Annotated in this window: 27 protein-coding genes and 1 tRNA gene; 16 read left to right on the top strand and 12 right to left on the bottom strand. The window is 56.5% G+C overall.

Features of this window, described 5'->3' with window-relative positions; all coding sequences use genetic code 11:
* Positions 1-122: 122 nt before the first annotated feature.
* Positions 123-1,715 (top strand): NAD(P)H-hydrate dehydratase, encoded by a 1,593-nt coding sequence (locus G6R15_RS17240; protein WP_164661215.1) that lies wholly within the window; start codon positions 123-125, stop codon positions 1,713-1,715.
* Here the strand turns inward: G6R15_RS17240 and G6R15_RS17245 are convergent.
* The gene (locus G6R15_RS17245; protein ID WP_164661216.1) at positions 1,712-2,221 is read right to left on the bottom strand and encodes a Hint domain-containing protein; all 510 of its coding nucleotides are present in this window, start codon (positions 2,219-2,221) and stop codon (positions 1,712-1,714) included. The genes G6R15_RS17240 and G6R15_RS17245 overlap by 4 nt on opposite strands.
* Positions 2,222-2,454: 233 nt before the next feature.
* Here G6R15_RS17245 and G6R15_RS17250 point away from each other — a divergent pair.
* The 4 genes from G6R15_RS17250 (at position 2,455) to tig (ending at position 7,083) form a co-directional block, all read left to right on the top strand.
* A tRNA-Leu gene (locus G6R15_RS17250) sits at positions 2,455-2,539 on the top strand.
* A 363-nt stretch (positions 2,540-2,902) separates the two neighbouring features.
* On the top strand, positions 2,903-4,009 hold the full coding sequence (locus tag G6R15_RS17255) for a porin (RefSeq protein WP_164661217.1): 1,107 nt from the start codon (positions 2,903-2,905) through the stop codon (positions 4,007-4,009).
* Between the two features lie 432 nt (positions 4,010-4,441).
* Positions 4,442-5,563, top strand: a complete 1,122-nt coding sequence (locus tag G6R15_RS17260; protein ID WP_164661218.1) for a porin — start codon at positions 4,442-4,444, stop codon at positions 5,561-5,563.
* 188 nt (positions 5,564-5,751) lie between these two features.
* Positions 5,752-7,083 (top strand): trigger factor, encoded by a 1,332-nt coding sequence (gene tig / locus G6R15_RS17265; protein WP_164661219.1) that lies wholly within the window; start codon positions 5,752-5,754, stop codon positions 7,081-7,083.
* A gap of 98 nt (positions 7,084-7,181) precedes the next feature.
* Here the strand turns inward: tig and G6R15_RS17270 are convergent, their stop codons facing one another.
* From G6R15_RS17270 to G6R15_RS17280, 3 genes are all read right to left on the bottom strand, one after another.
* Positions 7,182-8,063: an acyl-homoserine-lactone synthase gene (locus tag G6R15_RS17270; protein WP_164661220.1), complete on the bottom strand. Its 882-nt coding sequence runs from the start codon at positions 8,061-8,063 to the stop codon at positions 7,182-7,184.
* 97 nt (positions 8,064-8,160) lie between these two features.
* Positions 8,161-8,862, bottom strand: a complete 702-nt coding sequence (locus tag G6R15_RS17275; protein ID WP_164661299.1) for a LuxR family transcriptional regulator — start codon at positions 8,860-8,862, stop codon at positions 8,161-8,163.
* Between the two features lie 36 nt (positions 8,863-8,898).
* Positions 8,899-9,303 (bottom strand): helix-turn-helix domain-containing protein, encoded by a 405-nt coding sequence (locus G6R15_RS17280; RefSeq protein WP_164661221.1) that lies wholly within the window; start codon positions 9,301-9,303, stop codon positions 8,899-8,901.
* Between the two features lie 358 nt (positions 9,304-9,661).
* Between G6R15_RS17280 and aqpZ the strand changes: the two genes are divergently transcribed.
* Positions 9,662-10,351 (top strand): aquaporin Z, encoded by a 690-nt coding sequence (aqpZ, locus tag G6R15_RS17285; protein ID WP_164661222.1) that lies wholly within the window; start codon positions 9,662-9,664, stop codon positions 10,349-10,351.
* A gap of 52 nt (positions 10,352-10,403) precedes the next feature.
* Here the strand turns inward: aqpZ and G6R15_RS17290 are convergent, their stop codons facing one another.
* The 7 genes from G6R15_RS17290 to rpsF all read right to left on the bottom strand — a co-directional run bounded on the left by G6R15_RS17290 (position 10,404) and on the right by rpsF (position 13,978).
* Positions 10,404-10,883, bottom strand: a complete 480-nt coding sequence (locus G6R15_RS17290) for a transglycosylase SLT domain-containing protein (RefSeq protein WP_164661223.1) — start codon at positions 10,881-10,883, stop codon at positions 10,404-10,406.
* Positions 10,884-11,015: 132 nt separating this feature from the next.
* Complete coding sequence (locus tag G6R15_RS17295) at positions 11,016-11,567, bottom strand: CIA30 family protein (protein ID WP_164661224.1); 552 nt, start codon at positions 11,565-11,567, stop codon at positions 11,016-11,018.
* Between the two features lie 10 nt (positions 11,568-11,577).
* On the bottom strand, positions 11,578-12,057 hold the full coding sequence (locus G6R15_RS17300) for a TspO/MBR family protein (RefSeq protein ID WP_164661225.1): 480 nt from the start codon (positions 12,055-12,057) through the stop codon (positions 11,578-11,580).
* Between the two features lie 19 nt (positions 12,058-12,076).
* Positions 12,077-12,541 carry an aggregation factor core gene (locus G6R15_RS17305; RefSeq protein WP_164661226.1) on the bottom strand — a complete coding sequence of 155 codons (465 nt, stop codon included), beginning with the start codon at positions 12,539-12,541 and terminating at the stop codon, positions 12,077-12,079.
* Between the two features lie 194 nt (positions 12,542-12,735).
* Positions 12,736-13,356, bottom strand: coding sequence for a 50S ribosomal protein L9 (gene rplI / locus G6R15_RS17310; protein ID WP_164661227.1), 621 nt, complete (start codon positions 13,354-13,356; stop codon positions 12,736-12,738).
* A 12-nt stretch (positions 13,357-13,368) separates the two neighbouring features.
* Positions 13,369-13,596, bottom strand: a complete 228-nt coding sequence (gene rpsR, locus G6R15_RS17315; protein WP_138165171.1) for a 30S ribosomal protein S18 — start codon at positions 13,594-13,596, stop codon at positions 13,369-13,371.
* Positions 13,597-13,624: 28 nt separating this feature from the next.
* Positions 13,625-13,978 carry a 30S ribosomal protein S6 gene (rpsF, locus tag G6R15_RS17320; protein ID WP_164661228.1) on the bottom strand — a complete coding sequence of 118 codons (354 nt, stop codon included), beginning with the start codon at positions 13,976-13,978 and terminating at the stop codon, positions 13,625-13,627.
* Between the two features lie 334 nt (positions 13,979-14,312).
* Between rpsF and G6R15_RS17325 the strand changes: the two genes are divergently transcribed.
* The 3 genes from G6R15_RS17325 to G6R15_RS17335 all read left to right on the top strand — a co-directional run bounded on the left by G6R15_RS17325 (position 14,313) and on the right by G6R15_RS17335 (position 16,462).
* Positions 14,313-14,933, top strand: a complete 621-nt coding sequence (locus G6R15_RS17325) for a hypothetical protein (protein ID WP_164661229.1) — start codon at positions 14,313-14,315, stop codon at positions 14,931-14,933.
* Positions 14,934-15,305: 372 nt separating this feature from the next.
* Positions 15,306-15,752, top strand: coding sequence for a hypothetical protein (locus tag G6R15_RS17330; protein ID WP_240336796.1), 447 nt, complete (start codon positions 15,306-15,308; stop codon positions 15,750-15,752).
* Positions 15,753-15,889: 137 nt separating this feature from the next.
* A complete protein-coding gene (locus tag G6R15_RS17335; protein ID WP_164661231.1) occupies positions 15,890-16,462 on the top strand; it encodes a YceI family protein in 573 nt (190 codons plus the stop codon).
* Positions 16,463-16,531: 69 nt separating this feature from the next.
* Here G6R15_RS17335 and G6R15_RS17340 read toward each other — a convergent pair whose 3' ends face one another.
* Positions 16,532-17,755 carry a cytochrome b/b6 domain-containing protein gene (locus G6R15_RS17340; RefSeq protein WP_164661232.1) on the bottom strand — a complete coding sequence of 408 codons (1,224 nt, stop codon included), beginning with the start codon at positions 17,753-17,755 and terminating at the stop codon, positions 16,532-16,534.
* Between the two features lie 185 nt (positions 17,756-17,940).
* On the opposite strand from G6R15_RS17340, the gene fabD reads away from it, so the two are divergent.
* From fabD to mltG, 7 genes are all read left to right on the top strand, one after another.
* On the top strand, positions 17,941-18,879 hold the full coding sequence (gene fabD / locus G6R15_RS17345) for an ACP S-malonyltransferase (RefSeq protein ID WP_164661233.1): 939 nt from the start codon (positions 17,941-17,943) through the stop codon (positions 18,877-18,879).
* A gap of 64 nt (positions 18,880-18,943) precedes the next feature.
* Complete coding sequence (fabG, locus tag G6R15_RS17350) at positions 18,944-19,681, top strand: 3-oxoacyl-[acyl-carrier-protein] reductase (RefSeq protein WP_164661234.1); 738 nt, start codon at positions 18,944-18,946, stop codon at positions 19,679-19,681.
* 212 nt (positions 19,682-19,893) lie between these two features.
* Entirely contained in the window at positions 19,894-20,127 is a 234-nt protein-coding gene (locus tag G6R15_RS17355; protein WP_028091986.1) for an acyl carrier protein, read from the top strand.
* Positions 20,128-20,267: 140 nt separating this feature from the next.
* A complete protein-coding gene (locus G6R15_RS17360; protein WP_164661235.1) occupies positions 20,268-20,807 on the top strand; it encodes a GNAT family N-acetyltransferase in 540 nt (179 codons plus the stop codon).
* 126 nt (positions 20,808-20,933) lie between these two features.
* Complete coding sequence (locus G6R15_RS17365) at positions 20,934-21,677, top strand: HisA/HisF-related TIM barrel protein (protein WP_164661236.1); 744 nt, start codon at positions 20,934-20,936, stop codon at positions 21,675-21,677.
* A gap of 161 nt (positions 21,678-21,838) precedes the next feature.
* Positions 21,839-23,104, top strand: a complete 1,266-nt coding sequence (fabF, locus tag G6R15_RS17370; RefSeq protein ID WP_164661237.1) for a beta-ketoacyl-ACP synthase II — start codon at positions 21,839-21,841, stop codon at positions 23,102-23,104.
* On the top strand, positions 23,104-24,258 hold the full coding sequence (gene mltG, locus G6R15_RS17375; protein WP_164661238.1) for an endolytic transglycosylase MltG: 1,155 nt from the start codon (positions 23,104-23,106) through the stop codon (positions 24,256-24,258). The genes fabF and mltG overlap by 1 nt, the downstream gene beginning before the upstream one ends.
* The last annotated feature ends 108 nt before the right edge of the window (positions 24,259-24,366 follow it).

The raw sequence follows: 24,366 nt of genomic DNA on the forward strand, positions 1-24,366 counted from the left end.
TTTTGCTCACAATCGGATTGCGCTTTGGCGGCTGTTGCATCGCAGCAATTTTGCGGACTGTATTAATTTTTGAGCAGGTTGCACAAAAAATGCGCAGAATTGAATCGGACGAGGTTTGAGCCATGACTGAATTGCTGACAGCGGCGCAAATGCGGGCCATCGAGCAGGCCGCCATCGAGTCAGGTAACGTGACCGGGCTGGAGCTGATGGAACGCGCGGGCCTTGGAGTGGTTGAGGCGATATTCGAGGAGTGGCCTGAACTGGCCGAGAGCGAAGAGGGGGGCGCTGCCCCCCGTCCTGCGGACTCCCCCCGGAGTATTTCCAAAAGGGTGAAACGGGCAGTGGTCCTGTGTGGTCCGGGCAACAACGGTGGAGATGGGTTTGTCGTGGCGCGGTTGTTGTGTGAGTTGGGGTGGGAACTGGAGGTATTCTTGTATGGAGACCCCGAGAAACTGCCACCGGATGCCAAAACCAATTACGACAGGTGGATCCATTTGGGGGGCGTTTCAGATTGGTCATTGTTGGATCCTGTAACCTGCGTCGCTGACTTGATTGTTGACGCGATGTTTGGTGCCGGATTGAGCCGCGCGCCATCGGACAGGATTATGGCACCGGTGACCGAGCTGTTCACGTCCGGTTGCGCCTTGGGAAACATCGTTGCCGTTGATGCACCGACGGGGTTGTGCATGGACAGTGGCCGGGCCCTGTCCGACTATTGGGGGGCGGTATATGCCAGTTTGACCGTGACTTTTCACCGACCACGAAGAGGCCATCATCTGGACGACGGCCCTCATTATTGCGGCAAAGTTGTCTGCAAACAGATTGACCTGAATGATCGACCCTCGCAGGATAGAGGGGTGAACCTTGTGTCTGTTGGCTCTGAACAGCTTTCGAAAGGTATCGGCGATCACAAATTTGATCATGGACATGCGGTTGTCCTGTCGGGCGGGACCGGGAGGAGTGGAGCCGCGCGTTTGGCGGCACGTGGTGCGCTCAGAATCGGGGCTGGGCTTGTGACATTGGGTGTTCCACCATCTGCAATGATGGAAGTGGCCGGACATATAACTGCGTTGATGATGGCCCGGGTTGAAGGCGGCGAGGGGCTGGGCGTCATTTTGGAAGATCCGCGTCTGAACGCCCTGTGTCTTGGGCCGGGGTTGGGACAGGCGCGGGCGCGCGACGTGGTGCCGGTGGCCTTGGCTGCGAAAAGGGCAACCGTATTGGACGCGGATGCGCTGTCAGCTTTTGCAGATGATCCGGAGATGTTGTTTTCTCAGGTGCACAAGGCCTGCGTGTTGACCCCGCATGGCGGGGAGTTTGCGCGCTTGTTCCCCGACATCGCAGACAAGCTGAACGAGGTGCCCATCAATGGCCCCGCCTATTCCAAGGTGGACGCGACGCGTGCGGCGGCCAAGCGGGCAGGGTGCGTGGTTCTGTTTAAGGGGGCGGATACGGTGATTGCTGACCCTGACGGGCACTGCTCGGTCAGCTCGGCGCAGTATGAGCGGTCGGCGCCTTGGCTGGCTACCGCCGGGTCCGGCGACGTGCTCGCGGGGTTCATCACAGGGCTGTTAGCGCGCGGGTTTAAGCCGATGCAGGCCGCCGAGACGGCAGCCTGGTTGCATGTGGAATGCGCGTTGGAGTTTGGCCCTGGCCTGATCGCCGAGGATTTGCCGGAACAGCTTCCGGCTGTTTTCCGAAAGCTTGGTGTTTAAGCCGCAGGACGAATTTCAGCAGCCAGCGTTTGTGCGCCCAGCTCTAGCCCTCCGGCATAAAGAATGTGGGACCCTTCGAACTGCAGCTGATAAAGCTCCATTTCGCGTTCGCCCAAATCGCGGATGAACTCGCCGTCCAACAGGGCATCGGCCCGCACCATCGCTTGGGGAGCACCAAACATCGCCTTGGCGCGCCAGTCGCGGATCAGAACAGGTTGGCCTGCGGGCAGGACAAGATCCTGATCCGGGCGGGTATCACCCAGCGATCCGGCAGCAAAAGAAATCGCCCGTACGGTCTGAATCGTGCGCGTGACGCCCAGAACCTTCACGAATCCCGCGTCGCGGGTGATGATTTTGTCTCCGCCCGAGATGAACTCGACTGGCATTTCACCATCCTGGGTCAGCAGGATGGTTCCAGACAGAAATCCGATGTCATTCATCGGAGTGGAATAGGGGTGCGAAAGCGGAGTTTCCCCGCCTGCACGCCTGACCGTATTCGGTTTCATGGCGCTTCTCGCTCAGTTGCCTCAATATATTGCATGTCAGAATATGGCAAAATCGTGCACAAGTCGCGGCTTTTTTTGACAAACATGCCTCTGGGATCTGCAATTAATCAGATCAGAGGGCAGCCAGGCGGCGTAAAACTGCAACGGCGGCTCTTGCCCCCGGTTCGGGGGATGTGTATCAGACGCCGAGTCTCGCGAACGGGCCCCTTGGGGCTTTGTGGCGAGCGATGGATGCGGGCGTGGCGGAATTGGTAGACGCACCAGATTTAGGTTCTGGCGCCGCAAGGTGTGGGAGTTCGAGTCTCCCCGCCCGCACCACTACTCTCAGATGTGTGACTGGAAACCGGTGCTTAGTCACCGGGGTCGAACCGATCCTGTGAGCGGATTGGCGCGCATGTCGCAGGTTTTGGGCGGGGCAATGCCAAGAGTTTGATACTCAATGAATATCGGATATGTTGTTGGAACATGGATCGCGATTTGGATTTTGCTTGTCATGGTATCCGCCGGTGATCTGACTATGCGCTAAGCCCCCTAATTTATGGAGTTTTTCATGCAAAGGCGCGAATTGACTGTTACATTAATGCAATAACAACGGGGCCAGATGTTGCGGCCTCTTCAACAAACAAGGTGGGGTTCCACATGTTTTATACATCAATTCCAGAACTCCCAGTGGTGAAGAATATGACACAGACGCTTAAACTAACTTCGGCAGCTGCGCTGTTGGCGGCAGGTATCGCGGCCCCAGCTGCAGCTGAATTCAAATGGGACAACGCTTCGGGCGGGTATGTAAAGATTTACGGCCAATTTTCCCCGGCCTTCCAATCCGTCGATGACGGTGTGACGACCACCGATAACCTGGTGGACAACGCGCATTCGAACACGCGGGTTGGCATGTGGGTCCGTCAGCCCCTGTCCAGTGGCGAGTTCAGCTTTAACTTTGAAACCGCTCTTGGTCTGCGCAGTTCGGGCGCCGTGAGCCAGACCTCGACCCCTAAGGGGATCGATTGGGATCGCACCGATATTCGTAAGGTCGATTTCGCTTTCAAGGGGGACTGGGGTACGGTCTACTTGGGGCAGGGGTCGATGGCGACCGACGGCGTGGCTGACAAATCGCTGAACAATAACGCTATGACCACCTACAACGGCATCGGCGACTTTGCGGGCAGCTTTCAGTTCCGCACCGCAGCTGGTGGTGCTTTGTCGGGCATAAGCATCAGCAGCGTGACACCCAGCCTCGATGGCGGCCGGCAGGGTCGCGTTCGCTACGATTCGCCTTCGTTCAACGGGTTCCAGGTCGCTCTGTCGGCGGGTAAGGACGTTCTGACACCCAACAGCAACGACAAATACTATGACGTCGCGCTGAAGTATGTGCGCGAGTTTGGTGGCACCAAGGTTGCTGGCGGCGTCGGCTTCTCTCGGATGGATCGCAACGGCGTGGATCGTGACGACACCTTTGGGACGCTCGCGGTGAAACTGGAGAATGGTTTGAACTTTGCATTCTCGGCCGGTAGCCGGAAGAATGACGGCGATTACACTTACTTTTTGGCCGGGTATGAAGCCGACTGGTGGCAGGCGGGAACCACCTCGATCGCGGTGGACTTCTACAACGGCAACGACTTTGGTCTTGCAGGCCGGAAATCCAAGAGCATTGGTGTGGGCCTCAACCAGAATATCGACAGCATCAGTACGCAGGTATACCTGGGTTACCGGACGCACGAGCTGTCGGACCCTGGCGTGGCCTATCAGGACGTGAACGCCGTCCTTTTTGGTGCCCGCTGGCGCTTCTGATCTAAATCAGAGAACACAAATCTTGGAACGCCGCGTTGTTGCGCGGCGTTTTTTTGTGATCTGTCAGAATTGAGTTTCAAAGGTTCTTGGCAGGTCAGTCGGTCCTGGGTTGTGGGTAGTTGATTTTAGGCGGATTGCTGCAGGAGCGATGGGTGTGATGAGCGGATCGACGCCACCGCTATCGCGCATTCGCAATGCCGATATGAGTCCACGTCATAAATGTGTGTACGATTATCTCTTGTGACAGTTTTCCCGAGATTGCGCCATGTTTCTCAAACCCCTTTTTCCGTTGGTTAAGAGGTGTTTCCGACTCAAGTTCACTGTGACCGAATTGCAATAGAGAGCATCGCTGGCGGGATGAACTCTTCAAGTTTCGCCATCCAAGTTCATATTCCTGACTGTTACTATCAGAAACACACCGTGGTGAAAAAAATGTCACAAAAACTTAAACTTACGTCTGTCTCTGCACTAGTTGCGGCGAGCATTGCTGCGCCAGCTGCAGCTGAATTACGCTATGAAAACGGCTCGGGCGGTTGGGTCCGTCTGTACGGTCAGTTCAACCCATCGATCACGCGCGTAGATGATGGTCAGCAGACCGAAACAAACCTCACGGACAGCTCGATCTCGGCAAGCCGCATCGGTGTACGTGGTGCGCAGGATTTTGGTGCGAACACCTTCCTGTTCCGCTTTGAAACCAGCCTGAATCTGCCTGGGTCGGCTGATATTGACCAGAACGGTCGCAACACCAGCGGCTGGTCGCGGACGGATATCCGTTACGTCGACTTTGCGTTGCGCGGCAACTACGGTACGTTTTCGGCCGGTCAGGGCAGCATGGCGGCAGACGGTGCAACCAGCGTTGACCTGTCTTATGTGAGCGAAGTGCTGAACTCGGCCACCACCGACGTCAACGACAGCTTTATTTTCCGCAACCCCAATGGCGCGCTGAACGGCCCGACTGTTGGCAGCACTTTCGGCACCTTTGATGGCTCGCGTCGTGGCCGCGTGCGGTATGACACGCCCGAGTTCAGCGGTTTTATCGCCGCTTTTGCTTATGGTAAAAACGTCCTGTCGACCACTGATGACGACGATTACTATGACGTCGCTCTGAACTACGCCAAGGACTTTGGCGGCGCAGAATTCGCAGCTGCGGTCGCCTACTCGGTGCGCGATCGCAGCAACGGCGCCAAGCGTTCGGACACCATCGGTTCGGCCTCGGTCAAACTGCAAAACGGCCTGAGCTTCACCATGGCGGCCGGCACGCGTAGCGATGACTCAGCTGGTGCAACTGATCCGAACTATGTTTACGGCAAGATCGCCTATGAGCAGGACTGGTTCTCGATCGGCAAGACCGGCATTGGTATCCACTATAAAGATGGCAGCGATTTTGACACCAACGGGTCGAAATCCAAAGTGATCGGCATCGGTATCGCGCAGCGTATCGATCCGATCAACGCCGACGCATACTTTGGTGTCCAGCGCCACGAACACGACTCGACCGCGGTTTCCTACCAGGACAACCAGTCGATGATCCTGGGTGCCCGCTGGAAGTTCTGATTTTCTGATCAGACTGTCAAAGTGAACACGCCGCATTCCCTCGTGCGGCGTGTTTTTTATTGGTTTGACGGCAAGTCCTGGCCTGTTCTTGTGCAATGCCTCTTGCACCGGCGGGGCAGGGCAAATAGAAGGCGTCAAATTTCCCGGCGCGCCCGTTTTGCGCGCCCCAAATCCTATGGGGACTAAGAATGCAGGTTACCGAGACGCTGAACGAAGGTCTGAAGCGCGGCTACAACATCGTGGTTACTGCGGCTGAGCTGGACGATAAGGTCAACGAAAAGCTGGTCGAAGCGCAGCCCGAAGTTGAAATGAAGGGCTTTCGCAAGGGCAAGGTGCCCATGGCCCTGCTGAAAAAGCAGTTTGGTCAGCGTCTGCTTGGCGAAGCGATGCAGGAAACCATCGACGGCGCCATGAACCAGCACTTTGAGGACAGCGGTGACCGTCCGGCGCTGCAGCCCGAAGTCAAGATGACCAACGAAGACTGGAAAGAGGGCGACGACGTCCACGTCGAGATGGCCTATGAGGCGCTGCCCGAGATCCCCGAAGTCGATCTGAAGTCGATCTCGTTGGAGAAGCTGGTCGTTAAAGCAGACGACGCCGCTGTGGAAGAGGCCCTGGGCAACCTGGCCGAAACTGCGCAAGATTTCAAAGCGCGCCGCAAAGGCTCCAAGGCCAAAGACGGCGACCAGGTTGTGTTTGATTTCGTCGGTAAGGTTGACGGCGAAGCGTTTGAAGGTGGTTCCGCCGAAGATTACCCGCTGGTTCTGGGCTCCAACAGCTTCATCCCCGGTTTCGAAGAGCAGCTGGTTGGTGTGAAAGCCGAAGAAGAAAAAGACGTAACGGTCTCTTTCCCGGATGACTATCAGGCAGAACACTTGGCCGGCAAAGAAGCCGTCTTCTCGTGCAACGTCAAAGAAGTTAAAGAGCCGGTTGCTGCAGAGATCAACGACGAAATGGCCCAAAAGTTCGGTGCCGAAGACCTGGCTGGCCTGAAAGGTCAGATCAGCGAGCGTCTGGAAGCGGAATACGCTGGCGCATCGCGTGCGGTTCAAAAGCGCGCTCTGCTCGACGCGCTGGACGGCAAAGTGTCGTTCGACCTGCCGCCGTCGCTGTTGGACGCCGAAGCCAAGCAGATCGCACATCAGCTGTGGCATGAAGAAAACCCAGAAGTGGAAGGTCACGACCACCCTGAGGTTGAAGCGACCGAAGAGCACACCAAGTTGGCCGCGCGCCGCGTGCGTCTTGGCCTGCTGCTGGCCGAGCTTGGCCAGAAAGCCGAAGTCGAAGTGACCGACGCCGAGATGACCCAGGCGATCATGGCGCAGGCGCGTCAGTACCCGGGTCAGGAACGTCAGTTCTTTGAGTTCATCCAGCAGAACGCTCAGATGCAGCAACAGATGCGCGCTCCGATCTTTGAAGACAAAGTCGTCGACTATGTGTTCGAACTGGCCGAAGTGACCGAGAAAGAGGTCTCTAAGGACGATCTGGAGAAGGCTGTTGAGGCGCTGGAAGACGAATAATCGTCCCAGGCTGTCACAAGCAGAAACAGAAGGAGCCGCCCAATGGGCGGCTCTTTTCGTTTGAGGAGCATTGTTTGGTCAGGGCCGGTCGGCCCGATTCATGCTTCGTTGGCCAGGGCCCAGGGCGTTTGGCGCAAGGTTTGGCGTTGCTCGGCCGAAAAGCTGTCGCTAAGCGCCTCGATCAGATCCAGAACCGATTTGACCTCTTCTTCTGTCTTGGCCGCTCGCATTTGCTCGACAAAGTACTTTTCCAACGAACTGAGCGGTTTATGGTCGCGGTTAGCGGGAGTGGTGGCCGTTGTAGTATCCAGTGGCATTTTTGTTGTGCTCTTTGAGTGGATTAAAAGTCTCAGTGCCTCTTCCTCAGTGAGGAAAACGTCATGTTCGATGCCTGCAAATTCACGAACATTGTTGATGCGCTCTTCGGTGCAATCCAGCAATGCGGCGAGCGCGGGGACCTTGCCCATGGGAACGGTCCTGCCGACATAGCCGTATGGCGCGTTGTTGGACCGTTTCAGAACACGATCCATGACAGGATCCATGACTGTTACGATGTCCTGGATTCCTGATCGGCGGGCGAATTCGAGCGAACCAATCATCAGCTCGCATGTCGCATACGAGACCGAATTGCGGTCTTTGCCACGGGTCAGGCGTTGCGTGTCAACGCAAAAGCGGGTTGATTCCCACATGGTTGCGCTGCGTAGAGGTGCCTCGCCATCGAGAATGGCGTGAAACACGTCGGCCAGCATGTGGGGCCCAGTTGTCTGCAGGGCACGCACGGCCGAAACGACGTTGCCGTCGTCATCAAGTCCCACCACATAGGCAGGGTCCAAGTTGTCGAAGTCGTCAATTTCCTTACCATCTTCGAGCGTCACGTCCCATCCCAGACGACCCCCGAAGACCCTACCGCGAAGACGAAACATATCCTCAAGAACTGAACTGAACAGGTGCTTGTTAAGAGCATCAATCACAATAATCATCTTTTCCCCCATCGAGTGGTTAACGGTAAACCAATGGTTACCTATCTGGACGGGAGGGACTATTGGGGGATTCCCGTAGTCTGGCGGGAATGATAATTTAACCGGGGAAAATCAAGCCAAAGCCAATAGCTCGACCAACGGCTTGGGCGGTTGTGAGCGCATACAATTTTTCGCGGCTGGAACGCAGATGAACTTCTACGGTTCGGTGGGAAATCGACAAAATATCACCGATATCCTGTTGCGACTTGCCTGCGGCCACCCATTGCAAGATCTCTACTTCGCGTTTGGACAAAGAAGGATGCAGCAAAACCTGGGTGAGGGCGTCCGAACTCATGACGGAATCATGAATGTGTACTGCCATGGATTGCAGGTCGCTGATCACGTGCCCCACCAGTTTGTTCCATTCCGACTTGCTGCAGTCGCGGGTGACACTGAGCAGGCCAACATCGCCATATGGTCCACGCACGGGTATGGTCAGTCCCTGGTCACCAATACCAAAATCATTGGCGTCTCGAAACACCTGACGAAACTGGTCGCTGCGTTCAAGCCTGCTCCAGTCCACTGGCGCGATACTGCGTTGGGGCATGTGCAGAGTCGGGTCGATCAGTTGAAAATTCTGTTCGGTGTAATGTGTTTTCCAGGCGTCGTCATAAGTGACATGTCCATGGATAGTTCCACTGACAGGGTTGATTCCTGCGTAGGCAACATTATCCAGTTCAAATTTTTCGCGCACCTGATCGAGAAAACCACTATAGTGACTTTCTGTTTTTGGCAGGGTGCCAAGATCCACTATATCCATTTTAGACATCAGCCAGGACCGCTAGGATGTCGGGACTTAACCTTCTATGTCTACTGTAGACGGGTGTGAGCGGGCCGACATGTTCTTGATTATGGTAAGAACAGCATGCTTTTGTTCTGCTGACAAGTCTGTAAAGAATTCAATTAGTTCCAGTGTGTCCTGTTCGTCGCGGGTTTTGCCGAAATTATCGGGCCGGTGAAATGGCTTGCTGAGGGGAGAAGGAAGTAGCGGTGTTTCTTCGAAAAAATGATTGATGTGAAGGTCCAAAGTCTCGGCGATCAACCAAAGCCGCGAAGCGCTGACCCGGTTTGCCCCAGATTCGTATTTCTGAACCTGTTGAAAGCGCACTCCAATAGCACGGCCGAGTTCGACCTGGCTGATGCCCAGGGATTTCCGCCGGGCGCGTATCTTTGAGCCAACTAGGCTGTCTATCGAGTTCATACGTTGCTCACCTGTAAATCATCAACGAACGAAGGCGTTCAATTCACCGCAATTTCAAGCGGCTCATGTGCCGAGGTCGCTGGTCTCATATCTGTTTCCAAACAGTGCCTGACATGAGTGTCTCAAGCAACAATAATTCCCCTTATGGTTGATCGTTTCGTTGGGTAACAAACGACTTTCTTGAAAAATTTGAAAAAAAGGTCCTAGATACATGTGTTTGTAGTGAACGATTTCCGGTGCAATGGGCCAGTCCGGGAAGTGGCTCTGTTTCCGTAAGTTTGAACAGGGCAACAAGGCAAAAGTGGCAATAAGGATATGGGTCGCCCAATGGCGTCCGCAGTGAATTGGAGTACGCGACATGATGAACAAATTGGCGGCAGAGTTTGTCGGAACCTTTTGGCTGGTGTTGGGCGGTTGCGGTAGCGCCGTTCTGGCTGCGGGCGTGGCAGACGTTGGGATCGGATGGCTTGGGGTGTCCCTTGCCTTTGGTTTGACCGTTTTGACGATGGCGTTTGCGGTGGGGCATATATCGGGCGGGCATTTCAATCCGGCAGTGACGCTTGGCTTGGTCATCGGTGGACGGCACGATGCCAAAGAGCTGTTGCCCTATTGGATTGCACAGGTGGTGGGCGCAATCGCCGCCGCCGTAGTTCTATATATTATCGTGTCAGGCCAGAGTGGATTTGAAAGCGTTGGTGGTTTTGCCTCGAACGGTTATGGCGAGGCCTCGCCGCAAGGATATTCAATGATGTCTGGGTTCGTGATCGAGGTTGTGATGACCGCGTTTTTCCTGATCATCATTTTGGGGGCTACGTCCAAAGGCGCCCCTGCCGGGTTCGCACCAATTGCGATTGGTCTGGGGCTGACGCTGATCCACCTGATCTCAATCCCGGTGACTAACACTTCGGTCAACCCGGCTCGCTCGACCGGTGTGGCGCTTTTTGCTGATGGTCCAGCCATGGCGCAGTTGTGGATGTTCTGGGTCGCGCCGCTGATTGGGGCGGCTGTAGGTGCTGTGATCTGGAAGGTGCTTTCGTCGGACGATTGATCCGCGCAATAGATGTTCTGCCCGCCCTTTAATATCAGGGGCGGGCAGAGGATCAGTTTTTGGGCTTCACCAGACCCGTTTCCACCAGCATTCCACGGCGCTTGGCCTCATAGTAGTACCCGGTGGCATAAAGCCGTATGGCGCGCGCCTGATCGCCGTCTGCCAGCAGCCAGGCGCCTTTGAGGTACTTGCCCGCAAATTCAAGATTGGTTTCGGCGTTCAGCAGGTCCTTTGGCTGCCCCTTGAACCCCATCGACCGCGCTGTAGCAGGCAAGATCTGCAACAGGCCATAATACGGGCGGTTCACGGCCCACGGGCGATGCGTACTTTCCCGAATGGCCAGCTTGTGTACCATTTCGCGAGGTAACTCATAGTGATCCGCCCATTTGTTGATGGACGCGCGCAGCTCGGGTGTTTCGTTTGGGTAAAGTGGCGGGTCATAGGCGGGCGGAGACGGTTCCTCCCGGCTACACGCGGTGGTCGCAAAGCTCAAAGTGATCAAAATGGCGGAACGGCGTGTCAGATGTTTCATTTTGGGTCTCCGCTCTGTGCTGAGCAAATCCTATCCCACCAAGACTTACACGGAAACTCGTATCAGCCAAATGTGCCGAAACTTGCCGACCCATCGTGTTCGGACCTTGTAGCTGATTGTCAGGTGCCGCTCTTAGTAGAACCCGACCTCTGCGACATCGATCCGTGCCGCGTGATCACGTCCAAAGGCCACTACTCCAACCGAAATTACCGACTCCGGGGAAACTGTCGAACGCAACAGGCGACCAGACCGTTCAAACGCTGAAAACGGCAAAAGAACTTCGGTCCAGTTGTCGCGGGTGTCAAATTTGGTCTGATAATACTGCCACGGCAACAGGGTTCCTGTGGTGCGCAAATGAAGGAAATAGGGTTGGTTATTACCCCTGACGACAATCCGAACGCCCTGGGCATCGGAAGGCGGGCGAGTTTGGAGCGTATTTCGAAACTGTATGAAGCCGCCGTTGTTTTCGGTGCTGACCTGACCTTCGAGGCGGGCAAAGGATTCCTTGGGCCCTTGCTCGAACTGCAAACGTCCAGTTGAAACGCCCCCCATCACTGTATCCGCGACGTATTGCCAACGGGTTTCCGGGTTATCTTCAAAGGCTTCAAAAGGTTCTGCGCTCAAAATCACGCCTCCGAAAAGCCAGACGGGAGCCACGATCAGCGAAAGTTTGAAAAGTTTCATTGGGTGCCTCTCAGTTCAGCAATATGATCGAAAGATTCAGTAAAGAAGCGAAGCTTACCCAAGCCAGATAAGGAACCATTGCCAGGGCGGACGTTCGATCAGAGATCCAGCTGATGCGGATGAAGAGGGCAATCGCGAACAGTAGTGCTGCAATGACTGCAAAGGCAAACACAGGTTGTTGCAGGAAGAAAAAGACAGGCGACCAAGCGAAGTTTAGCCCAAGCTGTATCCACCATAGCCTTGATTGACGCGACAGTGGACCAGCCGCAAAGGAACGCCACCCGGCCATTGCAATCAGTAGGTACAGCAGCGTCCAAGCCGGGCCAAACACCCAATTGGGCGGGTTGAACCACGGTTTGTTCAACGCGACATACCAATCCCCCGGTGCCGTCATGATGCCGATGGTAATGCCGCCGCCCATTACTAAGACAAGGAAAGCAAAACGCACGGTCCGGCTTGGGCCGTTCGACTGAAGAGTTGATGCGCTCATTTCAGTTCACCCTACGTGGCTAGCAGGAACGAGATGGAAGGGTTGCGGTGGCTGCGCTCGAGAAAGCTGCAGAGTTCGTTCGATTGCCTTGTGTCAGATGTAATGTTGCACCGGAAATTTCGGAACCGGTGACTGTGATCTCGCGTGCGCCCAAGGTATCATCGACGTCAATTGTGAAGGCAATCGATGCACCTGACTTCAGGTGATCAATATCGAGGTCTAGAGCAGTTTGACCGTCCATCACAGATGGGATTTTCGACAACGCGGACCGGCCTTCGATCAATTCAAAGGGTTGATAAACTTCAACCCCGGCGCCGGAACCGGTCACGTCAAAGATCAATGCGCCTTTCGACGACGACAGTTCGAGACGAAGGGTTCCGGAAACAATGTCACAAGAGCCGCTATTGCTGATCACAAAACGGTCTTTTGGGGCGCTTTCTATAAAGGTGACGCTTAACTCGGCTTGGGCTGCGGATGCAGACATAAGGGTTGCAGCGAAAAGGGCGGTGCAGATTGTTGAGATTGCAGTATTCACAGAGATCCTCGGGGTTTCAGACGCGGTTAAGTTAATTACGTAGCTGGCAGGGAGCGGGATCAAAATAAGTTGAGGACGTTGGCCTCAACAAAAAAAGCCGCGCAATGAAGTGCGCGGCTTTTTGATGTTTTTAGCAGAAAAGCTTAGGCGTTGGTGTTGTCCTCGGCCGGTGCTTCTTCGGCAGGGGCCAGCTCGTCGTCGTCCGACGCAGCGGAACCGATATCGTCGAACAGTTCGGCGATCTCAAATTCTGCGGCGGCTTCTTCTTCGGCGGCCAGTTCCTGGATCGACTTGCCCGATGCCTGCAGCTCGGCTTCTTCTTGCGAACGGGCAACGTTCATGTTGATCGTAACTTCAACCTCGGGGTGCAGTTTGACCGCGACGGCGTGCAGACCCAGATCCTTGATCGGAGCGATCAGGACGATCTGTTTCTTGTCGACGGTAAAGCCTGCTTCGGTTGCTGCGTCTGCGGCGTCACGGGGCGTGACCGAACCGTAGAGAGCGCCAGCATCCGATGCCGAGCGAATCACGATGAACTGCTGGCCATCCAGCTTTTCAGCCAGTGTTTCGGCTTCTGCTTTGGTTTCCAGGTTGCGTGCTTCGAGCTGAGCTTTCATCGTTTCAAATGCGGCCAGGTTGGCAGCTGAAGCGGTTTTGGCTTTGCCCTGAGGCAACAGGAAGTTGCGAGCGTAACCGGATTTGACGTCTACGACGTCGCCCATCTGGCCCAGTTTCGCAACGCGTTCGAGAAGGATAACTTGCATGTCAGTCTCTCCTTACTTCACAGCGTATGGCAGCAGGGCGAGGAAGCGGGCGCGCTTGATAGCACGGGACAGTTCACGCTGCTTTTTTGCCGAAACGGCGGTGATACGGCTGGGGACAATCTTGCCACGCTCAGAGATGTAGCGCTGCAGCAGACGAGTGTCCTTGTAGTCGATTGCCGGTGCATTGTCGCCCGAGAAGGGGCAGACCTTACGACGGCGGAAAAATGGTTTTGCGGCCATGGTTTAGTGTCCTTTTCTCAAGCTAAGATCAGCGGCGCTCGCGGCGGCCTTCGCGCTCATCGCGCTTCTGCATCTGGACCGAGGGGCCCTCTTTGTGCTCGTCGACCTTGATGGTCAGAACGCGCATCACGTCGTCATGCAGGCGCATCAGGCGTTCCATTTCCTGAACGGCCGGAGCAGGTGCATCCGAACGCAGGAAGGAATAGTGGCCCTTGCGGTTCTTGTTGATCTTGTAGGCCATTGTTTTGACGCCCCAGTACTCGCTGTCAACAAGGCTACCGCCATTGTCGGACAGAACGGCACCAAAGTGTTCGATAAGACCTTCGGCTTGCGTGTTGGACAGGTCCTGACGCGCAATCATTACATGCTCATACAGCGGCATGCGAACTCCTGTTTCTATCTAGGCGCATTTCAAAGGCGGGGTCAAATCCCTTTCACGACCCTGCCACGAGAGGCTGCGCGGTTATCCGTTTTGTGAAAGGATGGCCCCATATACACGGCTGGGCGGTGTGGGCAAGGGGGGATCGCCGCGGATCCTTGGCAGGAGGGGGAGCAGGGCCCTTGCGGAAGGCAGCTTTTGGGACGAAGCCGCTATTGACTGAAAATCAAATCGAGCACTATTTAGTTGAGGTATCAGCCTTTTAGTTGAGGTATCAGCCTTTCGCGCTAATTTTCTGCCAAGAAAATTTCTGTCCTTCGATGATTGGAGCTTCGCGATGTTAAAGAAAATGCTTCCTCTTCTCCTGTTTCCCGTTTCGGCGCTTGCCGATATCTCCGATGAAGCGAATGCGTGTATTGATGAGCTGATCTCCCGCCACGGCAACGTGGGTGGAGAAGTTTTGGGTCAGGAGTATAGTGAAGCAGCAATCATGGTGCGACTACGCGACGGGAACGGTGTCGAATACGAATGTATCGTATGGTCCGGCCCCGAGGTCGCTGAGCTGCGTCCCCTCAATGGCGAGGGCAAGGCAGCGAATAATGGTGGCGGTGTATCGGCGGGTGCAAGTGCCGCATCGCAAACTGTGTCTGGTGAGCAGAGAGTGAAATTCGACGCGGGCACCAGTGGCACAGCAATGAGTGGAACCCTCCAACCCGGTACGTCCGTCCGTTACATTCTCGGCGCAAACGATGGGAAGTTTCTAAATGTGGATGTCGGTTCGTACGGCGGAGCTCTGGACTACAAAATTTTCAATCCGGACGGCTCTCTGCTGCTCGATCTGACTTCCTCCGACACACCGTATCGAGGGCAGTTATGGCAGTCTGGCGACCATGTCGTGGAAGTCGTCAACGCGGGGGCACAACCTGTATCATTCGATGTCGGAATGGGTATTGAATGATCAAAGCAATTCCAATTCGGTACGTAGGGCTGTCGCAGGAGACTTAGGCAAACTCTGCGAGATTGACGTCTGAATTGGGCTCATAGCTGCCATTGAAGTTCACCGAAACACGTGATGGCAAATCAGCCGTTGGCCAACTGTGCCCCCCAGTTTCGTTAACCAAATGCCCGCGTATTTCCCAGCCATTGCCCCAATTGGCCGCGCCTTTGCCCCATTCCCGTCATCTTGCTTACCCATGGTTAACCAAAGCAGGCGGGATTGGCTCGTCTCAGGAGCTTAGTGCGACAGGACACGACAGAGATGACTGCGGTTCAACAGCAAGTACTTCAACACCCCCTCGCGATGCCGTCGTTCGAGGAGACCGTTCCCCTAATGATCACCTTTGCGCCCAACTGGCCCATTCGCACGGTGATCTTCCGTATTGCCGGAACAGCCCTGATCCTTGGGTCCGCGGGCATGTGGGTTTTGCCGGGAACATCCGTTGATCCAGATCTGATCGTGATGAAACTGGGCGTTTCGTTTTTCCTGCTGCTCTGTGGCATGGTTTTGCTGATGATGCACCATGTGGACAACCAGCCTGACGCCTATTTTGACCCGATCCGCCGGGAGGTGCGCGTTCTGCAAAAGAACAACCGTGGCCGCCCGCAAACCGTGCTGCGCCGCAGCTATGAAAGCCTGGGCAGCGTCAAATTTCACGAACGCCAGATGGATCTGTATGACGTAGACGGTTCTATCCTGATGAAGCTGCCGCTGGCCTCACCTGACGTGCGTCAGGCCCTGCGCGCCCAGCTGAGCGGCATGGTGAATATCGCCAGCTGATCACGGAGTGTTCATCTAGGAACAGACTCTGTTGGATAATTGAGACTTGTTTGCCGCCCTCGGGCGGCACATCTCTTTTCACGTGGTCGTGATGCGGCCGCGTAATTTTTGCGTATTCAATGCATGGAGCCATTCCAATGAAAACCACTCTGCTGGCCGCCGCCCTGGCAACTGTTGCAACCGCGGGCCTTGCGGCCCCTGAAAAGTATGTACTGGACTCCAGCCACAGTCAGGTTCTGTTTGACTACAACCACCTGGGGTTCTCGACCACATATGGCATGTTCTCGGGCTTTGAGGGCGAGATTATGTTCGATCAGGAAGACCCGGCGAATTCGTCCGTTTCCGTTTCGATGCCAGTGATGTCGATGTTCACGGGCTGGGAGCAGCGTGACGGTCATTTTATGTCTGATGACTTCTTTGGTGCAGCCGAAGGCGATCTGGTGACCTTTACTTCGACCGCCATCGAGGTGACCGGTGACAACACGGCCAAGATTACTGGCGACCTGACACTGAACGATGTGACAAAATCCGTTGTTCTGGATGCAAAGCTGAACCAAGCGGGCGAGCACCCGATGGCTGGTAAGCCTTGGGCCGGTTTTGATGCGACCACCACGCTGGTGCGTTCGGATTTCGACTTGGGCAAGTTCGCTCCGTTTGTTGGCGACGAAGTGAACCTGAAGATTTCGGTTGAGGCGATGAAGGCGGAATAATTGCCTTTCGCCAGAAACAAGAAAGGGCCGCCAGAAATGATCTGGCGGCCCTTTTCGTTTTTGGCGGCGTTACTGCCCGCGCGCGGCCGTCAGGGAGATGTCAACATCCACCCCAAAGCCCAGTGACCCTTCGTCTGGCATGTGAGCGCCGACAGCAAATTCCAATCGGTTGAGCTGTAGTTTGCCGGTCATGGAGGCCGTGTCGTCTCGCACATTCAAGGCAAAGGGTAGGGTGATTGGCACCGATTGGTCTCGGATAGTGAGGGGGCCGGTGGCCTCGTATCCGGTCTCGGACTTGGTGATCTCGCCTTTGAAGGTGGCGGTTGGGAAGGCCTCGACGTTGAAGAAGTCCGCGCCCATGGCTTGATCGGTGACCGACCCCAATGTTAGCGAGCCGATGGAGATGGTGACGTCGACCGAACCGGCCGGGCCGGGGGCGGCCGGTTCGTCAAAGGTGATCGCGGCGGTCCAGTCAGAGAACGCGCCTGACACCGGGCTGCCAAATTGCTGCACAGTGATGGCCAGCGTGCCCTCGGTCACTTGCCAATCCGACTGGACGGCGTCCAGCATTGCCGCCTCGGTCGTTGCTTCGTGGTGAGCGTAAGAGCCCCGCATCGCGCCCCAGGACAGAGCAACGCCCCACAGAACCAACGCACAAAGGAGCGGCAAGAGCGAGTGTTTCTGTTGGGGGGGCTGCGGCAAGTCGGCGGAACCGGGCAACATCCGGCGCAGGGTCATGTCGCGGTCGATGACGTGGTGTTTGACGGCCCCTGCAATGTGCAGGGCCAGCGCCGCAATCAGCACCCATTGCAGTACCCAATGGAGCCCAGCAAAGAACTCAGCCACGGCAGCGTCCTTGGGGACAAACGGCAGGTTTTGACTAAAGGGCCACCAAATTGGAGCAAAGCCAGTGGTGGCGGCGTGATGGATCCAGCCGGTTAGCGGGACAAAGACCAACGAGCCATAGAGCAACCAGTGTACGGTTTCGGCAGCCAATGCCTCGGCCTTGTGGTCGGCGTTGAGCAAGCCGGGCTTGGGCTGCGTCAACGCCCAGAGGATGCGAAGGAGCGCTACGAAGAAGACCGTGACGCCAACAGTTTTGTGGAGCGAGAAGAAGAGCGCGGCCCGTGCCACTTCGGTATCGGTGCTGGGAATGCTTGGATCAATGACCGCTTCGGCCAGGTTGTCTGCGAGCATGCCAAGGGGCAGGGCCGTCAAGATCAGCAGGGCGGTGAGCCAGTGAAACGTCTTGGCCACACCTCCGTAGCTTTGGAAGGAGTTGGAGAGGGACATGGGGGAGTGCTCCTGTATTTTCTTGCGATCACCCTACCTGCGATGACACCACGCACAATATGCGATGCTGCACAGATGTCGTGCCTAAACGCAGGCTCCAGTATGTTCTTGTGCATTTGCTTGTGCGGCGGGTCCGGGCAGTCTAAACCGTGCGTCAACTTTGGACAGTTCAGGACGAGATCGCAATGAGCACAGCTTTTGTTTTCCCCGGTCAGGGGGCACAGACCATCGGCATGGGCAAGGCCCTGGCCGACGCCTATCCTGCCGCGCAGGCCATCTTTGACGAGGTGGACGAGGCGCTTGGGGAAAAGCTGAGTGCGCTGATCTGGGAAGGCGACATTGCCGAGCTGACGCTGACACAGAACGCGCAGCCTGCGTTGATGGCAACGTCTATGGCGGCAGTGCGCGCGTTGGAGGCTGAGGGCGTCACGATGGGCGCCGCTTCGTTTGTGGCGGGTCACTCGTTGGGTGAATATTCGGCTTTGGCAGCGGTTGGGGCGATTTCGGTTGCCGATACGGCGCGCCTGTTGCGCACCCGTGGTCAGGCGATGCAGAGCGCCGTGCCTGTTGGCGAGGGTGCCATGGCCGCGATCCTTGGATTGGATCTGGACGCTGTACGCGCCGTGGCAGAAGAGGCCGCGCAGGGTGACGTTTGTCAGGCTGCCAACGACAACGATCCGATGCAGGTTGTTGTGTCAGGCACTAAGGCCGCTGTTGAGCGTGCGGCCGAGATTGCCAAGGAAAAAGGTGCCAAGCGTGCCATTATGTTGCCCGTCAGCGCGCCGTTCCACTGTGCTTTGATGCAACCGGCTGCAGATGCGATGGCCGAGGCTTTGGCTAGTGTAACCGTCAATGCACCTGCAGTGCCTGTCATCGCCAATGTGCGGGCCGAGGCCGTGACGGACCCGGACACCATTCGCCAGTTGCTGGTCGAGCAGGTCACCGGTTCTGTTCGTTGGCGCGAAAGCGTACAGTATATGGCTGCACAAGGCGTAACCGAGGCGTGGGAAATCGGTGCGGGCAAAGCCTTGTCCGGTATGATCCGCAAAATTGACCGTTCGATTGCTTCGAAAGCAGTTGGTACACCCGAAGATGTGCAAAAAGTCGTCCAAAACGACTCTTGAATGTTTGCAATATTCACACCCCTGGCGGCATGGTTAACGCCGGGGGTGCAGGAAGGATATGAATATGTTTGATTTAACCGGAAAGACCGCCCTGATCACCGGGGCGTCTGGTGGCATTGGTGGCGAGATCGCCCGCGTCCTGCATGCGGCCGGAGCAACCGTGGGCTTGTCGGGTACACGGGTCGAGCCTTTGCAGGCGCTGGCCGATGAGTTGGGCGAGCGCGCCCATGTACTGCCGTGCAACCTGAGCGATGCCGAAGCCGTCACGGCGCTGCCCAAACAAGCTGTGGAGGCGATGGGATCGGTCGATATTCTGGTGAACAACGCGGGTATCACGCGCGACAACCTGTTCATGCGGATGTCAGATGACGAATGGCAAAGCGTCATCGACGTCAATCTGAGCGCGACCATGCGTCTGTGCCGTGGCGTCATGCGCCCCATGATGAAAGCGCGCTGGGGCCGGATCGTGAATGTCTCGTCTGTGGTTGGGTCTATCGGTAACCCAGGACAGGTGAACTATGCGGCGTCCAAGGCGGGCATGGTTGGTATGGCTAAATCCATCGCACATGAGGTCGCCAGCCGGGGAATCACCGTTAACACGGTTGCACCTGGTTTCATCACCACAGCAATGACCGACAAACTGACCGACGACCAAAAAGCTGGCCTTTTGACCAAGGTTCCTGCTGGTCGCATGGGCGAAGCTAATGAAATCGCAGCAGCAGTTTTGTACCTTGCAAGCCCCGAGGCAGCATATGTCACAGGCTCGACCTTGCATGTGAACGGCGGTATGGCCATGTTGTAGGCGCAGCGCAGGGGCAGACGGCGAAATCGTTTGCCTCTGCGTCCGTCTATGCTATAGGCGGCGCATCTTTGATGGGGACGGGCGATGGGGCCGGTTCCCGCAGTTGCCCGGGACCCCGGGACCTTAACCGCCCAGTTCGGGCAAAACCAAGCCACCCCGAGCGGGCAAGGGCAGAACCGGGCACATGTGCCCTGAATGAATGAGGAATTGACATGAGCGACGTCGCAGATCGCGTGAAGAAGATCGTTGTAGAGCACCTGGGTGTTGAAGAAGACAAAGTGACCGAGAACGCCTCGTTCATCGACGATCTGGGCGCAGACAGCTTGGACACCGTCGAGCTGGTCATGGCTTTTGAAGAAGAGTTCGGCATCGAAATCCCTGATGACGCAGCCGAGACCATCCAGACCTTTGGCGACGCAGTCAAATTCATCACCGAAGCTTCCTAAGCTTTGTCGTGAGCAAAAAAGCGGCGCTTCCCCGGCGGGGAGGCGCCGTTTTTCTTTTGCGCGGCTGAATTGCGCTTGCCCTAAACGTGTGGCGGTTGCACGGTGGGACTGAGGCAGCATCAAACAAGACCACACGCGCAATGAATCGCAACATTCCCATGATCAACACCGCCAGGGTGACTCTGAGCGGTATGAGGCCCGAGGATTTCGAACGCTTTGTCGAGATTTGGACCGATAAAGACGTCGTCCGTTTCATAGGCGGGGACGCTAGGACCCGTGGCGAGGCTTGGGATGCGTTTCTGCGCAACGCGGGACATTGGCAGATGACGGGATTTGGCCAATGGGCCATCGTGCTGCAACGCTCGCGCCAGATGGTTGGGCAGGCTGGATTTTTCTTTAAGGACCGCGCGTTGGGTGAAGACTTTGACGTCTACCCTGAAGCTGGTTGGGTTTTGTTGCCCGAAGCACAAGGGCAAGGTTTGGGGTTTGAAGCGGTGCAGGCTGCGCACGACTGGTTCGACCGGGTCATTCCTGGTGTTCTTGTGGCAATGGTCGACACGCGGAATCAGCCATCGGTTAAGCTGGCGCGCAAGCTCGGGTACACCTCGCTGCGGACAGCCGAGTACTTAGGGACAGAGGTCGAATTGTTTCGGCGGAAAGGGCCACCGTCACGGTCTTGAAACACCCCGAGTTTCGGACGCCGCAAACAGAACGGGCGATGCCGAAACTGGGTCATAGTCCCAAGATTCTCCGCTGTATGGTACACTCGATTAATGCGTGGCCACATTGAGCGGAGGAATAAGCTCATGATGATTTACCCAACCATGGAGCTTCAGCAGGGGAAATGCGTGACCCTGGACAAGGGGCGCTTGGATTCGGCGATGCTGTGGCATGTCGATCCGGTGGAAACCGCACGGGCCTGGGCTGCTGCGGGGGCCGAATGGATGCACCTGACCGATTTCGATGCCATTGACGGCAGCGACGTAAATGCCGAACTGGTTGAAGAAATCATTCGTTCGGCCGGTATCCCGGTTCAGCTGGGCGGTGGCATGCGCACGCGTGATTCCATCGAGAGCTGGATCGACAAAGGCGCCGGGCGCATTGTTGTCGGTACGTTGGCGGCGCGTGATCCCGAGTTGATCAAGGAACTGGCCAAGCACCACCCGGATCAGATCGTTCTGGCTGTTGACGTCTGGCAGGGCCAGGTGATGACCGAAGGCTGGCGCAGTTCCAGCGCATTCACGCCCGAAGGGTTCGTCGAGGCCTTTGGTGACACGCCTTTTGCGGGCATCGTGGTAACCGACATCGACAGCGACATGGACGATGTCGAGGCGCAGCTGGGTCTGATTTCCGGTCTAGCCGAAAAGTCGCGCACCCCGGTGATAGCCAGCGGGGTTGTACGCAGTGTCGATGACATCGCGCGACTGACATATTTGCCCAACATCTCGGGCGCGTTGGTCGGTAGGGCTTTGTTCCGCAAGTCCGTGGATCTGGCCGAAGCCCTGTCGGTGTCGCAACCGGGGCCGGAACCGGTGGCCGAATTTCAGTAGTCAGGAAAAATTGCACAGCACCCCTTGAGGGTGCGAAAATTAGCCCAATTTGGGCGTTTGGGCCGAATTGCGCTTGTGTCAATTCGGCCCTTGCTCTTGCCCCCATACCCTTGGGCGGGGTATGAGCGGTTTTCAAAGGCAAGCAGGCAAGAGGGCAGTTTATGCGCAGAGTCGTTGTAACCGGTTTGGGTTTGGTCACACCGTTGGCCAGCGGAGTCGAGGAAACCTGGTCGCGATTGCTGGATGGGCAATCGGGCGCGGGTCCGATCACGTTGTTCGATGCAGAAGCATCGGGCGTGACCACAACCTATGCCTGCGAAGTACCGCGCGGCGATGGCACGGACGGGACATTTAATCCAAATGATTGGATGCCGCCGAAAGAGCAGCGTAAGATTGAGGACTTTATCCTCTATTCCATCGCGGCCGCTGATATGGCTGTGCAGGATGCGGGCTGGACGCCTGAAGATGAAGAAGACAAGTTGCGCACTGGCGTTTTGATCGGTTCGGGCATTGGTGGCCTGGGCTCGATCGCCAACACGGCCAATCTGATCCGCGACAAAGGTCCGCGTCGGGTGTCGCCGTTCTTTATTCCGGGTGCGCTGATCAACCTGGCCTCGGGTCAGGTGTCGATCCGTCATGGCTTTAAGGGCCCGAACCACTCGGTTGTGACTGCGTGTTCTACTGGCGCACACGCCATTGGTGACGCAAGCCGGATCATCCGAGCTGGCGATGCGGACGTGATGATTGCGGGCGGCGGCGAAGGCTGTATCTGTGAAATCGGGATCGCGGGCTTTAACGCGTGCAAGGCGCTGTCGACCAAATATGCAGACAACCCACAGGCCGCGAGCCGCCCCTATGACAACGACCGCGACGGGTTTGTTATGGGCGAGGGCGCTGGTATTGTGGTTCTGGAAGACTATGAGCACGCCAAGGCGCGCGGCGCCAAGATTTATGCCGAGGTGCTGGGATACGGCATGTCGGGCGACGCTTACCACATCACGGCCCCGGCTGAAGATGGTGACGGTGCTGAGCGTTCGATGCGTGCCGCGCTGCGCAGTGCCGGCCTTGAACCTTCGGATCTGGATTACATCAACGCGCACGGCACCTCGACCATGGCGGATACTATTGAATTGGGTGCTGTGGAACGTATGCTGGGTGATCACGCAGCAAACGCCACCATGACTTCGACTAAATCCGCCACGGGCCACCTGTTGGGAGCTGCTGGTGCGATCGAAGCCATTTTCTCGATCCTTGCGATCCGGGATCAGGTGGCGCCGCCAACCATCAACCTGGACAATCCTGCAGTCGAAACTGCAATTGACTTGGCACCCAATGCCAAGCGTGAGCGCAAGATTGACGTGGCCTTGTCGAACTCGTTCGGGTTTGGTGGCACCAACGCAAGCGTGATCTTCGGGAAACCTGAGTAATGTGGCGTTCTCTTGCCTCGAATATGCTGACCATCCTTGTGGTTGGCATGTTTCTGGTTGCGGGTGTGATCCTGTGGGGACAGTCGCAGTACACGGCCCAGGGGCCTTTGGATCAGGCGATTTGTCTGCGGGTCAAGACCGGCTCGAACATGGGGCAGGTCAGCAAAGAGCTAGAGAACACTGGCGCCGTAACTAACGGAACGATCTTTCGCTTGGGCGCAGATTACAGTGACAAGGCCAACCTGCTGAAAGCCGGTAGCTTTCTGATCAACGAACGCTCCAGCATGGAGCAGATCGTCGAGCAGATCACCAAAGGGGGTGCGAGCACCTGCGGGACCGAGATTGTCTATCGCATCGGTGTGACTCGCTTGCAAACCCAGATCCGTGAGCTGGATCCGGGGACCGAGCGGTTCGTGGAACTGGCCTCGTTTGATCCGTCGGCCGAGGATGTTCCTGCCGTTTATGGCGAGAAACGCGCCGAACGGGATACCCGGTATCGTATTGCTGTGGCCGAAGGCGTGACCAGCTGGCAGATCGTTGAAGGCCTGAAAGCGCTGGATGTGCTGGAAGGTAACGTGACCGAGATTCCCGACGAGGGGATGCTGGCACCTGACAGCTATGAAGTGTCGCCGGGGACGCAGCGCGGTGCAATTCTGACCCAGATGCAGGAAAAGCAAGAGCTGCGCATCAATTCGGTTTGGGAAAGCCGTCAGGACGGGTTGCCGTTGGCGACACCCGAAGAGATGCTGATCCTGGCCTCGATCATCGAAAAGGAAACCGGTATTGCCGGGGAGCGCGGGCAAGTGGCGAGCGTGTTCACCAATCGTCTGAACCAGGGGATGAAGCTGCAGACAGACCCGACCGTGATCTATGGTGTCACCAAGGGTCAGGGCGTGCTGGGACGTGGCCTGCGCCGGAGTGAACTTCGACGTATTACGCCTTGGAACACTTATCTGATCGATGGTCTCCCGCCGACGCCGATTGCCAATCCAGGACTTGCTAGCTTGGAAGCTGCGGTGGCCCCAGATGAGACCGATTTCATCTTCTTTGTTGCTGATGGGACTGGCGGTCATGCCTTTGCCGAGACATTACAAGAGCACAATCGGAACGTGGCCAAATGGCGCGAGATTGAAGCTGAAAGAAACAACAACTGAAATGGGCGGCTTAGGCTGCCCTTTTCCTTTCTACTTAAGAATTCCTTAATGATATCGAACGCTTAGGTGTTGCGCCTGTTGCGTGAAACCTTGACAGAGCGCGCTGTT

Origin of the sequence: Tropicibacter sp. Alg240-R139, from assembly GCF_900537075.1 — a bacterium.
In the GTDB taxonomy this organism is placed as follows: Bacteria; Pseudomonadota; Alphaproteobacteria; order Rhodobacterales; family Rhodobacteraceae; genus Falsiruegeria.

Coding starts and splice junctions, on each gene's coding strand:
- G6R15_RS17240 (WP_164661215.1), top strand. CDS start 123: ATGACTGAATTGCTGACAGCGGCGCAAATGCGGGCCATCGAGCAGGCC.
- G6R15_RS17245 (WP_164661216.1), bottom strand. CDS start 2,221: ATGAAACCGAATACGGTCAGGCGTGCAGGCGGGGAAACTCCGCTTTCG.
- G6R15_RS17255 (WP_164661217.1), top strand. CDS start 2,903: ATGACACAGACGCTTAAACTAACTTCGGCAGCTGCGCTGTTGGCGGCA.
- G6R15_RS17260 (WP_164661218.1), top strand. CDS start 4,442: ATGTCACAAAAACTTAAACTTACGTCTGTCTCTGCACTAGTTGCGGCG.
- tig (WP_164661219.1), top strand. CDS start 5,752: ATGCAGGTTACCGAGACGCTGAACGAAGGTCTGAAGCGCGGCTACAAC.
- G6R15_RS17270 (WP_164661220.1), bottom strand. CDS start 8,063: ATGATTATTGTGATTGATGCTCTTAACAAGCACCTGTTCAGTTCAGTT.
- G6R15_RS17275 (WP_164661299.1), bottom strand. CDS start 8,862: ATGGATATAGTGGATCTTGGCACCCTGCCAAAAACAGAAAGTCACTAT.
- G6R15_RS17280 (WP_164661221.1), bottom strand. CDS start 9,303: ATGAACTCGATAGACAGCCTAGTTGGCTCAAAGATACGCGCCCGGCGG.
- aqpZ (WP_164661222.1), top strand. CDS start 9,662: ATGATGAACAAATTGGCGGCAGAGTTTGTCGGAACCTTTTGGCTGGTG.
- G6R15_RS17290 (WP_164661223.1), bottom strand. CDS start 10,883: ATGAAACATCTGACACGCCGTTCCGCCATTTTGATCACTTTGAGCTTT.
- G6R15_RS17295 (WP_164661224.1), bottom strand. CDS start 11,567: ATGAAACTTTTCAAACTTTCGCTGATCGTGGCTCCCGTCTGGCTTTTC.
- G6R15_RS17300 (WP_164661225.1), bottom strand. CDS start 12,057: ATGAGCGCATCAACTCTTCAGTCGAACGGCCCAAGCCGGACCGTGCGT.
- G6R15_RS17305 (WP_164661226.1), bottom strand. CDS start 12,541: ATGTCTGCATCCGCAGCCCAAGCCGAGTTAAGCGTCACCTTTATAGAA.
- rplI (WP_164661227.1), bottom strand. CDS start 13,356: ATGCAAGTTATCCTTCTCGAACGCGTTGCGAAACTGGGCCAGATGGGC.
- rpsR (WP_138165171.1), bottom strand. CDS start 13,596: ATGGCCGCAAAACCATTTTTCCGCCGTCGTAAGGTCTGCCCCTTCTCG.
- rpsF (WP_164661228.1), bottom strand. CDS start 13,978: ATGCCGCTGTATGAGCATGTAATGATTGCGCGTCAGGACCTGTCCAAC.
- G6R15_RS17325 (WP_164661229.1), top strand. CDS start 14,313: ATGTTAAAGAAAATGCTTCCTCTTCTCCTGTTTCCCGTTTCGGCGCTT.
- G6R15_RS17330 (WP_240336796.1), top strand. CDS start 15,306: ATGATCACCTTTGCGCCCAACTGGCCCATTCGCACGGTGATCTTCCGT.
- G6R15_RS17335 (WP_164661231.1), top strand. CDS start 15,890: ATGAAAACCACTCTGCTGGCCGCCGCCCTGGCAACTGTTGCAACCGCG.
- G6R15_RS17340 (WP_164661232.1), bottom strand. CDS start 17,755: ATGTCCCTCTCCAACTCCTTCCAAAGCTACGGAGGTGTGGCCAAGACG.
- fabD (WP_164661233.1), top strand. CDS start 17,941: ATGAGCACAGCTTTTGTTTTCCCCGGTCAGGGGGCACAGACCATCGGC.
- fabG (WP_164661234.1), top strand. CDS start 18,944: ATGTTTGATTTAACCGGAAAGACCGCCCTGATCACCGGGGCGTCTGGT.
- G6R15_RS17355 (WP_028091986.1), top strand. CDS start 19,894: ATGAGCGACGTCGCAGATCGCGTGAAGAAGATCGTTGTAGAGCACCTG.
- G6R15_RS17360 (WP_164661235.1), top strand. CDS start 20,268: ATGAATCGCAACATTCCCATGATCAACACCGCCAGGGTGACTCTGAGC.
- G6R15_RS17365 (WP_164661236.1), top strand. CDS start 20,934: ATGATGATTTACCCAACCATGGAGCTTCAGCAGGGGAAATGCGTGACC.
- fabF (WP_164661237.1), top strand. CDS start 21,839: ATGCGCAGAGTCGTTGTAACCGGTTTGGGTTTGGTCACACCGTTGGCC.
- mltG (WP_164661238.1), top strand. CDS start 23,104: ATGTGGCGTTCTCTTGCCTCGAATATGCTGACCATCCTTGTGGTTGGC.